The sequence below is a fragment of the Nitratireductor pacificus pht-3B genome (assembly GCF_000300335.1).
GTDB classification, from domain to species: Bacteria; Pseudomonadota; Alphaproteobacteria; order Rhizobiales; family Rhizobiaceae; genus Nitratireductor; species Nitratireductor pacificus.
The window spans coordinates 41,692-54,636 of record NZ_AMRM01000005.1; the positions used below are offsets into that span (position 1 = coordinate 41,692).

14 protein-coding genes and 1 pseudogene are annotated in these 12,945 nt (G+C 65.8%); all 15 read right to left on the reverse strand.

Annotation, left to right across the window (positions count from 1 at the left end; translation table 11 throughout):
* Positions 1 to 65: 65 nt before the first annotated feature.
* The 15 genes and pseudogenes from NA2_RS05530 to NA2_RS05600 all read right to left on the reverse strand — a co-directional run bounded on the left by NA2_RS05530 (position 66) and on the right by NA2_RS05600 (position 12,930).
* Complete coding sequence (locus NA2_RS05530; protein WP_008595113.1) at positions 66 to 1,313, reverse strand: bifunctional alpha/beta hydrolase/OsmC family protein; 1,248 nt, start codon at positions 1,311 to 1,313, stop codon at positions 66 to 68.
* Between the two features lie 74 nt (positions 1,314 to 1,387).
* Positions 1,388 to 1,861, reverse strand: coding sequence for a cytochrome c-type biogenesis protein (locus NA2_RS05535; protein ID WP_008595115.1), 474 nt, complete (start codon positions 1,859 to 1,861; stop codon positions 1,388 to 1,390).
* Positions 1,858 to 3,849 carry a heme lyase CcmF/NrfE family subunit gene (locus NA2_RS05540; RefSeq protein WP_008595116.1) on the reverse strand — a complete coding sequence of 664 codons (1,992 nt, stop codon included), beginning with the start codon at positions 3,847 to 3,849 and terminating at the stop codon, positions 1,858 to 1,860. Before NA2_RS05540 ends, NA2_RS05535 begins: the two co-directional genes overlap by 4 nt.
* 190 nt (positions 3,850 to 4,039) lie before the next feature.
* On the reverse strand, positions 4,040 to 4,474 hold the full coding sequence (gene ccmE / locus NA2_RS05545; protein WP_008595118.1) for a cytochrome c maturation protein CcmE: 435 nt from the start codon (positions 4,472 to 4,474) through the stop codon (positions 4,040 to 4,042).
* A gap of 7 nt (positions 4,475 to 4,481) precedes the next feature.
* Positions 4,482 to 5,618 (reverse strand): c-type cytochrome biogenesis protein CcmI, encoded by a 1,137-nt coding sequence (ccmI, locus tag NA2_RS05550; protein ID WP_008595120.1) that lies wholly within the window; start codon positions 5,616 to 5,618, stop codon positions 4,482 to 4,484.
* Between the two features lie 97 nt (positions 5,619 to 5,715).
* The gene (locus tag NA2_RS05555; RefSeq protein ID WP_008595121.1) at positions 5,716 to 6,147 is read right to left on the reverse strand and encodes an RT0821/Lpp0805 family surface protein; all 432 of its coding nucleotides are present in this window, start codon (positions 6,145 to 6,147) and stop codon (positions 5,716 to 5,718) included.
* Between the two features lie 93 nt (positions 6,148 to 6,240).
* Positions 6,241 to 7,647, reverse strand: a complete 1,407-nt coding sequence (locus tag NA2_RS05560) for an ATP-binding protein (protein WP_008595123.1) — start codon at positions 7,645 to 7,647, stop codon at positions 6,241 to 6,243.
* Between the two features lie 10 nt (positions 7,648 to 7,657).
* A complete protein-coding gene (locus NA2_RS05565; RefSeq protein WP_008595125.1) occupies positions 7,658 to 8,329 on the reverse strand; it encodes a response regulator transcription factor in 672 nt (223 codons plus the stop codon).
* Positions 8,330 to 8,394: 65 nt separating this feature from the next.
* A complete protein-coding gene (locus tag NA2_RS05570) occupies positions 8,395 to 8,640 on the reverse strand; it encodes a hypothetical protein (protein WP_244423594.1) in 246 nt (81 codons plus the stop codon).
* Between the two features lie 160 nt (positions 8,641 to 8,800).
* Positions 8,801 to 9,007: a hypothetical protein gene (locus NA2_RS05575; protein ID WP_008595130.1), complete on the reverse strand. Its 207-nt coding sequence runs from the start codon at positions 9,005 to 9,007 to the stop codon at positions 8,801 to 8,803.
* Positions 9,008 to 9,225: 218 nt separating this feature from the next.
* Positions 9,226 to 9,794: pseudogene (locus NA2_RS05580) on the reverse strand (head-tail connector protein).
* Positions 9,795 to 9,899: 105 nt separating this feature from the next.
* On the reverse strand, positions 9,900 to 11,153 hold the full coding sequence (locus NA2_RS05585; RefSeq protein WP_008595136.1) for a phage major capsid protein: 1,254 nt from the start codon (positions 11,151 to 11,153) through the stop codon (positions 9,900 to 9,902).
* Entirely contained in the window at positions 11,150 to 11,848 is a 699-nt protein-coding gene (locus NA2_RS05590) for an HK97 family phage prohead protease (protein WP_008595138.1), read from the reverse strand. The genes NA2_RS05585 and NA2_RS05590 overlap by 4 nt, the downstream gene beginning before the upstream one ends.
* 2 nt (positions 11,849 to 11,850) lie before the next feature.
* Positions 11,851 to 12,210, reverse strand: coding sequence for a DUF6107 family protein (locus NA2_RS05595; RefSeq protein WP_008595140.1), 360 nt, complete (start codon positions 12,208 to 12,210; stop codon positions 11,851 to 11,853).
* 345 nt (positions 12,211 to 12,555) lie between these two features.
* Positions 12,556 to 12,930, reverse strand: a complete 375-nt coding sequence (locus NA2_RS05600) for a hypothetical protein (RefSeq protein ID WP_008595141.1) — start codon at positions 12,928 to 12,930, stop codon at positions 12,556 to 12,558.
* Between the last annotated feature and the right edge of the window lie 15 nt (positions 12,931 to 12,945).

Genomic DNA, 12,945 nt, shown 5'->3' on the forward strand with positions numbered 1-12,945 from the left:
AAGACATTACGACGCCATTTCCTGCCGATGAAATTTTCGTAATGTTTCACGATGGCCGGGCCGGATCATCCGTCCGCGACGGCCTGCCGGGCGCTGACGGATGTATGCACATGCGCGACGCGTTCCAGCGTACGGTGGACAGGGCATTTGCCGGCGATCTCGATCAGCTTGTCGCGCAGCGTGTCGTCGATGGCGCCTTCGACGAAAAGGACGCGCTCGAAGCGGTCGATGCGCCCCGTCCCTTTCAATTCCTCGGCGCAATCGGCGCAATCGTCCACATGGACCCTGGCATGAGACACGTCGACGCTTACGCGGCCGAGGTCGAGCCCCTTCCGGTCGGCATACATGCGCAGGGTCATGGCCGTGCAGGCGCCGAGCGCGATGGACAGGAAATCATAGGGAGACGGCCCCGTGTCGAGGCCGCCGACGCTTTCGGGTTCGTCGGCGAAGAGCCGGTGCCGGCCGGCCTGGACCGCGTTCTGGAACCGGCCCTCGCCGGTTTCCATGACCCGCACATGCTCGATGGGCGCATTGCCCTGCGGGTCGTCGGCGTCGCAATAGCGCGATACCCAGCCGGCGATCACGCGGGCGGCGAAAACGGCGTCCTGCGGCCTGCTCAGCAGATGATCGCTGTCGTCGAGGGAGATGTAGCTCCTGGGGTGTTTGGCCGCGAGAAAGAGACGCGTGGCGTTGTCGATGCCGACAATCTCGTCGCGTGGGGCATGCAGGATCAGCAGCGGCTTGCGCATCATCGCGACGGCGTCGAGCAGGTTCTGCGCCTTGACATCCTCGACGAAACGCCCGCTGACGCGGAAAGGGCGGCCGTCGATCGATACGTCCACCGTTTCCTCGGCGTCGATGTCCTGCGGCAGTCCCCGCAGGTTCTTCAGCACATGCGCGGTGTCGGCGGGTGCACCGATCGTCGCCACCGCCTTCACCTCGGGAATCGTGCCGGCGATGGCCAGCACGGCGGCGCCTCCCAGAGAATGGCCGATCAGGATCGAGGGGGCGGCATAATGGGTGCGCAGGAAATCGACCGCGCAGACGAGGTCGCCGAGATTCGTGGAGAAATTCGTCGATGCGAACTCGCCTTCGCTCGACCCTAGTCCCGTGAAGTCGAAGCGCAGGACGGCGATGCCCTCGCGCGCCAGTTCTGCCGCGATCCGCCGTGCCGCGGCCAGATCCTTCGAGCAGGTGAAGCAGTGGGCGAACAGCGCATAGCCACGCACATGGCCGTTCGGCAGATCAAGCCGGGCGGCGAGCGTTGCTCCGGAATGTCCGGGGAATTCGAGCCGCTGAATCTTGATCGCCATGGCATCGCCTCCAGAAAACGTTCCGGCAGCGTAGGGACCTCTCGCCTGTTTGGCAAAGGCTCCGGGGCGGCGGCTCAATCACACCTGTTCAAGATTCGGTCAAGCCGCGCTTCCTCTTCCGTGTCGAGAGCCTTCGGCCCCTCGGCCCTGCGCATGCGCGCATTGGCGTAGATCACGGAACCGCCGATCAGGAGCAGTAGGAACGGCGTTCCCCAGAGCAGCGCGTTTCGGACGCTGAACCGGGGTTTCAGCAGGACGAACTCGCCGTAGCGGGCGACCACATAGTCCAGCACCTCCTCATTGTCGTCGCCGGCCTTCAGGCGATCGCGCACGAGGACACGCAGGTCCCGCGCCAGTTCCGCATCGGAATCGTCGATGGACTGGTTCTGGCAGACCATGCAGCGCAACTGAGCCGAAAGGTCGCGCGCACGCTCTTCCAGGGCCGGGTCACTCAACACCTCGTCCGGCTGCACCGCCAGCGCGGCCGACGACCACAGGGCCGTCATGACGAGGAAAGCGCAGCCCGCCAGTTTCAGGGAAGCCGTCATGCGCGGTTTCCCTGCGTTGCCGTAACCGGCTTGCTGCGCGGCATGGGTGCGCCGACGCGCAGACGGCGATCGAGGAGCGAGACCGCACCGCCAGCCATCATCACCAGCGCCCCGAGCCAGATCAGGGTCACCATCGGTTTCCACCAGACACGCACGATCAGCGCGCCGCTTGGCGTCTTGTCGCCGAGCGAAACGTAGAGCTGGCTGAGGCCGAGCGTGCGGATGCCCGCTTCGGTGGTCGGCATCTGCCGCGCCGGGTAGAAGCGCTTCGACGAAACGATCTCGCCGAGCTTCGCGCCGGTGGCCCGCGACAGGACGAACCTGCCCTGATCTTCCGTGTAGTTCGGACCGGTGAACGGTTGCAGACCGTCGAAACGCAGCACATGACCCTGCACCTCGACGCTTTCGCCGGGCTGCATCGCGACGACCCGCTCGACCTCGAGCGTCGTCACGGCAACGATCCCGATTGTGGTCAATCCCAATCCCGCATGGGCCAGCGCGGTGCCGAACACCGAGCGTGGCAGACCCGTGAACCGGCGGAACGCGACAGGCGCGGCGACCTTGCCGAGACCCGACTTGAGCGCCAGGTCGGTCAGGGCGCCGAACACCAGCCAGAGGCCCAGCCCGATGCCCAGCGCGGCAAGAACGGAGGTCCGGTCGACGATCACGTAGACGAGAAGCGTCACTGCCAGCGCTGCGCCGAACGCCGCGAAAAGGCGTTGCGCGACTGCGGCCAGATCGCCCCGCTTCCACGCAAGCAGGGGACCGAACGGGACGATGGCCAGGAGCGGCAGGAACAGCGGTCCGAAGGTGAGATTGAAGAAGGGAGCGCCGACGGAGATCTTGTCGCCGGTCACCGCCTCGACCAGCAGGGGATAGAGCGTGCCGACCAGGACGGTCGCGGTGGCGGTGGTGAGAAGAAGATTGTTCAGGACCAGCGCGCCCTCGCGCGACACGGGCTGGAACAGCCCGCCCGCGGACAGGGTGGGCGCGCGCCAGGCGAACAAGGCCAGCGACCCGCCGATGAAGATCATCAGGATGATCAGGATGAAGACGCCGCGTGTCGGGTCGGTGGCAAAGGCATGGACCGAGGTCAACACGCCGGAGCGCACGAGGAACGTGCCCAGAAGCGACAGCGAGAAGGTCAGGATCGCGAGCAGCACCGTCCATATCTTCAGCGCCGAGCGTTTCTCCATCACCAGCGCCGAGTGAAGCAGCGCCGTTCCGCCCAGCCAGGGCAGCAGCGAGGCATTCTCCACCGGGTCCCAGAACCAGAACCCGCCCCAGCCGAGTTCGTAATAGGCCCAGTAGGAGCCCATGGCGATGCCGCCCGTCAGGAACAGCCACGCCGCGAGCGTCCATGGCCGCACCCAGCGCGCCCATGCCGCGTCGATGCGCCCCTCGATCAGCGCGGCAATGGCAAAGGAGAAGGCAATCGAGAAACCGACATAGCCGAGATAGAGCAGCGGCGGATGAACGGCGAGGCCGATATCCTGCAGGATCGGATTGAGGTCGCGTCCCTGCATCGGCGCCGGGTCGAGACGGGCAAAGGGATTGGACGTCGCCAGGATGAACAGGATGAAGGCGCTGCCGATCGCTCCCTGGACGCCCAGCACATTGGCGCGCAGGGAACGCGGGAGGTTGCGCCCGAACACGGCGACAAGCGCCCCGAAGAAGGCGAGGATCACGACCCACAGGAGCATCGAGCCCTCATGGTTCCCCCAGGTTCCGGTGATCTTGAACAAAAGCGGCTTGGCCGAATGCGAATTCTCCCAGACGTTCAGCACCGAGAAATCGGACTGCACATAGGCCACTGTCAGCGCGGCGAACGAGAGCGCCACCAGGGCGAATCCGGTGATCGCCGCCGGCTCACCGACCCGCATGAGCGCCTCGCTCTTCAGCCGTCCGCCAATGATGGGCACGGTCGCCTGAACCAGCGCCAGCGCGAAAGACAGGACGAGGGCGAAGTGACCGAGTTCAATGCTCATCAGACAGGGCGCTCCCCAAGAGGCTGCGGTTGGCGGATCGTCACACGGTGTCGTGAAGGGCCGTGGCGATCCGTCTGCGTTGCGAGGCATCGCTGCTGTGCCATGCGGTGCCCTTCGACACCGAAGGCGACGCGGTGCTCCATCAGTGTTTTAGATCGTCCATTGTACGTCCGAAAGGACGCACGGCGATCTAGTTCTCCTTCCAGACGCCCTTTTCCTTCAGGCTGTCGGCAACTTCCTTCGGCATGTAGTTCTCGTCGTGCTTAGCGAGCACCGTGTCGGCGACGAACACCTCATCGGCGCCGAAGATCCCTTCGGTGACGACCCCCTGCTCCTCGCGGAACAGGTCCGGCAGGATGCCCGCATAGGTCACCTTGACGGTATGATCGCCATCGGTCACGGCGAACCGCACTTGCGTGTCGTCCCCGCGCATGATCGAATCCTTCTCGACCAGTCCTCCGAGACGGATGCGCTGGCCCGAAGCCACCGGCCGTTCCTGCAGGTCACTGGGCATGTAGAAATAGGATGTCTGCTGTCCCAGCGCATAGAGCGTCAGTCCCGCCGCGGCTCCGAGGAAGCCCAGCGCGCCTGCGATGATCGCCAGTCGTTTCTGCTTTCGTGTCACGTCACACCTATTCGACCGCTATGCCGAGACCCGCCGCGAACGCCACGAGTTCAGCGCTTTCCGGCGTATCCGCTCCAAGGGCCTCGATGGCCCGCCCCAGTGCGGCGCGCGCATCATCAGGCCGGTTCAGCACCGTATAGGAGCGGATCAGCCTGCGCCAACCGTCGGCATCCGCAGGATTGTCCCGCAACCTTGCATCGAGTTGCGCCACCATGCCGGAGATCATTGCCAGTCGATCTTCCGGTGTCATGTCAGCCGCCGCGGCGACCTCCTCGCTGCTCGGTCCCGGAGGCGTTTCCTTCTCGCCCTGCTCCTCGGCGCTTTCGGAACCGGCCAGCGCCTGCGCCACGGCTTCGCGCCAGGGCGAGCCTTCCGGCTGACCGGCGGCAAGCGCCTGCCAGGCGGCGCGCGCTTCCGGCATGCGGCCTTCCTGCGCGCGGGCCAATGCTACGAAGAACTGTGCCTTCGGATTGCCTGCTTCCAGTTCCAGGGCAGCCCTGAAGGCGGCTTCTGCCTCGGCCGTCACCAGCCCTTGCGCCTTGCCGACGATCACCTCTCCAAGAGACGCCTGCAGATCGGCGCTTTCCCCTGACAGGCGCATGATGTTGCGCAAGGCGGTCTCGGCGTCGGCGAACCGCCCGAGACGCATGTAGATCGGCCCCAGTACCTGCCAGCCGCGGACGTCCTGCGGATTGTTCGCCAGATGCGCCTCGGCGCGCGCGATGAGATCATCGACGGAGGCATTCGAAGGGTCCTGCTCGAGCCGTGCCTGCAGGGGCTGCGACCGCATCTCCGGCGAGCCGGTAACCAGGTACAGGCCCCAGCTCACAAGCGGCACCGCCAGAATGGCGACAACCGCGACCAGACGAACCACGGTGCGGTTCCTGTCGTCCCCGGCCACCCCCTCGGTGGTCTCTGAAACCTTCAGAATCCTGCGGCCGATCTCGGCCCGCGCCTGCTCCGCTTCCGTCTTGCCGATCAAGCCGCGCTCGACATCCCGGCCGAGCTCGTCCAGCTGGTCGCGATACACCTCGATATCGTGGGCGGCGCCGCCTGCCGACGCCCCTTTGCGCGTCATGAACGGCCGCATCACCGCAAGAGCGGTGGCGACAGTCAGAATTGCAGCGAAGATCCAGAACAGCATCGTTCTTCATTAGCCGCCATGCGCGGTCCTGCCAACTCGCAGGACCTGCGGCCATTTGGCAACAGGCACGTCGTCCGGCTAGCCGCCCGAGGCGGTATTATCCCAGGAGCGTCCAGCTTCCATCGGGGTTGCGGCATGCCGTGCCACGCGCGGCGCGGCTGGCCCCGTTGATCTCGATCGTGTGCGTGTACTGGCGGCAATCCTGCGAGCCGACGCGGTAAGGCTGCGCAGCGCGAACCGTTCCGGCCCTGCCCGAGCCGCCGTCGCGCCAGGCCACGTCCTGCCCCGCCGGCGTGCTTTCCAGCGCGCGATACTCGGCTTCCATGGCCAGGCGGCGCTGCTGGCGCGACAGCGCGGTGCCCAGCGTGCCGTTGACCAGGCCTCCCCCTTCGATCCCCGCGATCACATTCGCCTTCGCGGGCGCGGGCGCGAACTGGTTGGGTTGCAGCTCCGCTTGCGAAAGGCTGCCGCCGACGCAGCCGGACAATGCGGCGGCGAAGGCAATCAGGGCAACTGGCGCAAATCTCATTGGGTTCTATGATCCCTTGAATAAATCCCGGACGCAGAAGGCCCTTATTGGGTCCGTTTGTTCGAATTTTGGCAGCGTGCTCGCCGCGCGCGCTCAGCTTTCCGCACGCGGCAGGCCGACCAGCACCTTCAGCCCGCCCAGCCTTGACCGCTCGAGCGCGAGCGAACCGCCATATTCTTCCACCAGGTCGGTCACAATCGCAAGGCCCAGCCCGGTTCCGGGCTTGTTTTCGTCCAGGCGCCGTCCGCGCTTCAGCGCTTCGCGCGCCCGCTCCTCCGGGATCCCCGGGCCGTCATCCTCAATGACGATCGTGAATCCCGAAGCGCCTTTCGCGTCGCTCCCGTCCTCAATGCGCACCACCACCCTGCCCTGCGCCCATTTCATGGCGTTTTCGAGCAGATTGCCGCTGATCTCTTCCAGATCTTCGCGCTCACCTGCGAACACCAGCGCCTCGTCCGGCAGGTCCACCCGGAAGTCGATGCGGGGATTGAGCTTGCTCATCACCCGCGCCATCCGCTCCAGAGAAGCGCGAACCGGCGTGCGGAACACCAGGCTGTCACGCTGGGCGGCGGCCCGGGCGCGCTGCAGATAGTGATCGAGCTGCTTCTGCAGGGCCGTCGCCTGCGCCGTGATCAGTTCGCCGCGCTCGCCACCGACGGCACGCCCCTCGTTCATCAGGACGGCGAGAGGGGTTTTCAGCGAATGCGCCAGATTGCCGACCTGCTTGCGCGAGCGCTCCAGAATGCGCCGGTTGTTCTCGATCAACGCGTTCGTCTCGTCGGCGAGCGATGCGATCTCGCGCGGGAACGGTCCTTCGAGCCGGCGCGCGGTGCCCGCACGAATGTCGGCCAGCGCCTGCTGGACATGGTTGAGCGGACGCAACCCGTAGAGGATGGCGAACACGTTGATGGCGATCATCCCCATGCCGAACACCGTCAGGTAGCCGAACAGCTTGCGGGCAAAGCGTGCAACCTCGTCTTCCAGCTCCGTCCGGTTGCCCATCACCCGGAAGCGCGCCACCTGGCCACCGTCGCCGATCAAAAGCTCGGCCTCGAACACCTCGATCGCCTCGCCGCCCGCGCCGGTCCCCAGATAGTTGCGCTGGAACGAATCGCTGAACGGCACCTGTGCAGTGCTCGGCGCCGGGACAGGCGCCGTCATGGAAGCGGATCTCAGAGCGGCACCGAGATCTTCGGTCAGGGGCTCCACGGCCCAGTACCAGCCCGATCTGGGTTGCGAGAACCGGAGGTCATCCAGATTGGGATTGCCCTCCAGCACGCCTTCTTCCGAAACGCCGACGGAACCGATGACGTTGTTGAGATGGGCCAGCAGCACGCTGTCGAAACCGCGCTCGGAGACCTGCCTGAAAAGGGCGGAGATGATCGTTGCGATGACCACCAGCGCAATGATGGCCCAGAACGAGGAGAATGCGACGACGCGCACGGTGAGCGACCGTGCGGCGAAGGTCCAGAAGGATGACGGGGGCGTGCTGTCGGGCATCGGCTGCGGCCTAGGGGTCGCGCGGCTCGCGCAAACGATAACCCATACCCCGAACGGTTTCGATCAGGTCGACGTCGCCCAGCTTCTTGCGCAAACGGCCGACAAAGACCTCGATGGTGTTGGAATCCCTGTCGAAATCCTGATCGTAGAGATGCTCGACCAGCTCTGTGCGGGATACCACCGAATCCCGGTGGTGCATGAGATAGGCGAGCAGCCTGTATTCGTGCGAGGTCAGCTTGAGGGGAACGCCGTTGATATCTGCCTTGGAGGATTTCGTGTCCAGGCGCACCGGACCGCAATGGAGCTCAGGCGATGCGTGCCCCGCCGCGCGCCGGATCAGCGCCCGAAGCCGCGCCAGAACCTCCTCGATGTGAAACGGCTTGGTCACGTAGTCGTCGGCGCCGGCGTCGATGCCGGCCACCTTGTCGCTCCAGCGGTCGCGCGCCGTCAGGATCAGGACCGGCATCTTCCGGTCGTCCTGGCGCCATCGTTCCAGTACGCTAATGCCGTCCATCTGCGGCAGGCCGATGTCGAGCACGACCGCGTCGTACGGCTCCGTATCGCCGAGGAAATGGCCCTCCTCGCCGTCGAATGCCTTGTCGACCACATAACCGGCATCGCTCAGCGCATCACTGATCTGCCGATTGAGATCCTTGTCGTCTTCGACAACCAGAATGCGCATCAGTCCCTCACTCGCCCGTTTCGGATCGCTGGAGAGAGGCGCGAACCACGCCCCTCCGGCACGGATCAATTCGCCGGAACAACGAACTCGGCACGTTTGGGACGCTGCCCGCCGTCGCCCGGGATCACGACCACGATGCGGCAAACGGTTTGTCCCCCCCGCTGTTCGGCGGTCGCCTGCACCAGCTGGCCGCCGTTTTCAGCGGCGACCCTGGAACCGACCGAATAGCAGTCGGCGCCGGATTGCGCCACGGCAAACGGTTCGTCCGCCAGGGCGGGTGCGCCGGGCACGCCGAGCGCGGCGATTGTCATCGACAAGCCGAGCGCCGCGCCACGTCCAATTCTGTTTGCATGATGCCTCAACATGAGACCGGTTTAACCCAGCGAGACTGAATAGGAAATGAACAAGGTTCCCGTTTCTGCTTCCTCCCGCATGCAAGGCGGCCGGCCCGAACCGGCCGCCTTGCACTGCTCAGCCGATCCGGTTGCTCGCCAGCACGCGTCCGAAGATCGCGACAAGGCCCGATATTGCGGTGATCGCCTGTAAAACGCTGTCCGAAACGGCGGGGCCGTCGATCCCGTCGACCGGATAGCCGAGCATCCCGGCGGCGGCCGTGGCGATCGTCACCAGCGAAGCCCAGATGGTGCGCGAGAGATACCAAGGTTTGCTTTGTGTCATGCGTTGCCCTTTCCTTTCAAACATTCTTCCTCACATCGTCACCGAGCGCTGCGCCGGCACGCCGGCTCCCCTTTTTACAACTGGCTCAACCACGGCGAACGGCGTCGCGATCTCGGTTCAGCTCTCGAAGTGTCCGCCGGCGCCGTCCGGTGTCAGCGCCGCCTGCTGCAGGCGCATCTCGTGCCGGAAAGAGCCGGGTTCGATGAACTGCATGCGCATCACAGCCTCGGGGTCTTGTAGGCGCCGAGAAGGCGTCGATAGCCTTCCGGCAGGGACACCGGCTGGTGCGCCGCGCCGTAGCTGGCGCGGAACTCGAACCAGTGCGCCACAAGAAGCAGGATCGCCCGGCGCAAGAGATCGGGAACATCCGTTCCCGCCTCGCCGTGACCGGCGGTGAAATCCACCTCCACGCCGTTCAGCACCCGCCCGACGGGGGGCGCTCGCCCAGATACAGACGGGCCGGGCTCGAGACGGGGTCCAGATGGTAGCGCGCCGGGTCGAGAACCGATCCCGCCCCGTCCGCATCGAACACCGTCACCGAGATGATCTGGCGCACCGGCGGCCGGCGCAGCAGGAGCAGCGCATCGCGCGGCCAGTCGTCGAGCACCATCCGCCACGACTGGTTGATCAGCGCGCTGCCGGTGGTCGTCTCGACCTCCTCGCGCGCCGCGCGGATCAACCCGTTCAGCAACTCGTCCTCACCGGCATGGGCGATCCTCAGATGCGCCTTCGCCTCGACGAGCGTCACCGGTTCGACCGCCGGGTCGACCGTTCGAAAAAGCGTCATGAATGAAATCCCGTCGCTGGAGACAGGGCGGCTGCGGACAAAGAGGCCGGAGCCGCCCCCGGGGCCGCCCCCGGGGGCAGCAATGCACCGCCTGTCAGTCTGCCGTCATGCGATGCCGAATTTCAGCAGCTTGGCTGCCTCGAAGTCCTGGATACCACCGCCGACCCGCTTGGTCGTGTAGAACAGCACGTAGGGCTTCGCCGAGTAGGGATCGCGCAGCACCCGGATGCCCATGCGATCCACCACCAGGTAGAAGCGGCGGAAATCACCGAAAGCGATCGGCGTCGTGTCCGCGCCGATGTCGGGCATGTCCTCCGCCTCGACGAGCGGAAAACCCATCAGCATGGCGCGGCTGCCGGGGGTGGCGGGAGGCTGCCACATATAATTGCCGTCCGCGTCCTTCAGCTTGCGCAGCGTCGCCTGCGTCTTCCGGTTCATCACCCAGCTTGCGTTCTGGCGGTACCCCGCCTTCAGCGCATAGACGAGGTCCACCAGAACGTCGGAAGCATCCGACGCCGGCAGCGCGCCGCTGACGCCGGTTACGTTGTAGCCGACATTGCCCCAGTTCCAGCTTCCGTCATCCACCTGCGTGTAGTTGAGAAAGCCTCTCGGCTTGTTGACGCCGTTGCCGTTGACGAAGGCCGCGCCCTCCTGCTCGGCGAACGCGGCTTCCACCTCGCCGGCGATCCACTGGTCGAGATCGACCACACTGTCGTCGAGAAGTGCTGCCGTCGCAGCCGGCATGGCGTAGAGTTCCGCCGTCGGGAACTGCAGCTCGTCGAGCGTGCTGGAGGCCGTCTCGGGCCGTGCCGCCGTCTCGGCCACCCAGCCCACCACCGGGCCACTGATCGCGAAAGGCTTCTTCAGCACAGCGCTCGACACCTGGCGTACCGAGGCGATGGAGCGGATCGGCGAGAGATCGGCAAGCCGCGCGCCGATCGCCGCCTCCGTCTCGTCGGGCACCAGATAGCCGCCGTCCGGGCCGGAGCCGTAGGACATGGACTTCTCCTCCAGCGCCCGCAGACTGCGCTCGTCACCGGAGCGCATATAGGCGTCGAAGGCCTGCTTGCGCTCCAGCTCCGCCAGGCCGCCGCCGCCGCGTCCCAGCGCCGGGCGCGCCTTCTTCAGCGCCAGCCCGTCGATGGCCTGCTTCTGCGCGTCGAGGGCGCGCGAGATGCGCTCCACCTTCTCCACCGTGACCGGGTCGGCGCCGCGCCGCTCCAGCTGGCCGAGCTTCTCGTCATTGGCTTCCTTGAAGGCTTCGAACGAGGTCATGAATTCCTCGAACGCCGCTGTCACGTCACCCTGGTCCGCCGCCGACTTCACCTCCGGCGCGCGCATTTTCCGTTGTTCCGTCATCGTTTCTTTCCCTGATCGTTGAACATGCGGGCCGCCCGGCGGATTACCGCCGCCAGCTGCCCGTCGTCGCCCCGCGCGGCGTCCCGCTCGCGCGTCAAGACCGCGAACCCCTTGGCGATCACCACCCGGGCCTCGCGCCGCGTCAGGCCCGCATCCCGCGTCAGCCAGCGCTCGAATTCGCGCGCCGTGGGCAGGGGCGCGCCATTCCCAGCGGTCTTCACATTGTCCACGCGCGCCTCCGGCAGCATGGGAAAGGTGACGACCGAGATCTCCCAAAGATCGGCCTCCAGGATGCGCCGCACCCCGGTCTTGGCCTCCGTCCGCGCCCTGACGGTGCGAAACCCGATGGAAAGCCCGTCCAGCGCGCGGTCGCGCATCAGTTCGCGCACCTCGCGCCCCTTGGCGACGCCCAGCGCCAGACGGCCGCGCACGAATAGGCCGCGCGCGTCCTCGCGCACCTCCTCCCAGGCGCCGATGGGCTGAGCCGGGTCGTGCTGGAACAGCATGCGGATGCCGGCGGCCCCGCGTCGCTCGATCGAGCGCGCGAAAGCCCCCCGCTCCACCGCGTCGCGCCCCAGGTCCACCTTGCCGAAAAGGCTCGCATAGCCCGAGAACGTCCCGTCGGTTTCCACCGTCTCGATGTCAAGGCCGGCATATTTGTACTCGTCCAGCGCCGGTGTTTCCGCATCCCGCATGGCTAGCGTCCTTTCTGGTCTGGAAGACGGGAGGCGGCCTCGGCCGGCATGCGATCGAGGGCGCGGCCGTGGAAATAGCGCAGCACAAGCCCGATGGCGCTCCAGGCGCACAGGCTCGCCGCGGCGGCCCCCATCAGCATGGTCTCAGCCGGGCCGAGTTCTCCGGTGAGCCCGATCTGCTCGGCGAGCTTCAAACCGGTCGCGCCGCCGAAGATCATGCCGCAGGTAACACCGACCGCGAAGCGGATGGCCGCGTCGCGCCGGTGCTTGGGCAGGATATAGGCGAGCGAGATCGCGGAGCCGGCCACAGCGCCAGCCCCCTTGGCGAGCCATATCCAGCCCGCCTGGGTCAGGTCGGTCATCGAAAAATCCTCGTATGTGGGATCGTGCTTTCAGATCGTCATGCGCCCGTTCGAACGCGCAAGGGACGACCCGAAGGTTGGAAAGAGCATCGGAAGAACCGCAAACTGCAGGCCACGTTCGGGCCGATGCTCCAACGCGTCATTGCTCGGGTCTGGGTTGCCGTCCGTCAGGCCACGCGGCTCAAGCTCTTTACAGCGCCGCGCGTCCTATACGGCACGCAAAGGACGCTTTAACACATTGAAATCATGCATGTTAGCTGTCATTCAAATGAGTTCGTCCGGATGCTACATGCATTCGCGTTTTGCAGCCAGGCGCCCCTTGCCCATGAGCCGGACGACCCGCCGTCACCCTGAATGCCTCTTCCACCGATCCTCGGGGATTTCGACCTGCAGCAATTGCCCGGCCAGCCGGTCGATCCTCTGCGGGTCCGGCGTAAGATCCGGAAGCATGTGCTCCGCAACGAGCAGACGATGTTTCAGGTCACCCGGCGAAATGCCGTCTTCCAGCCCGCCGTAGAAGGCCCACATCTGGTCGGTGTAGAGACTGCCGACCCGTGTGAGGTCGTCCACCAGTTCCGGCTTCCACTCCGCCAGAAGGATGCACAGGATGCGGCCGAGCGTCTGGCTGCGCGCCGTCCACCATTGGGTGCCACGTTCATATTCGAGCTTCTGGCCGATCAGTGCGCCGGCCTCGCCGATAAGGACCTTCGGAACATCCATGGTCCAGCTGTCGCC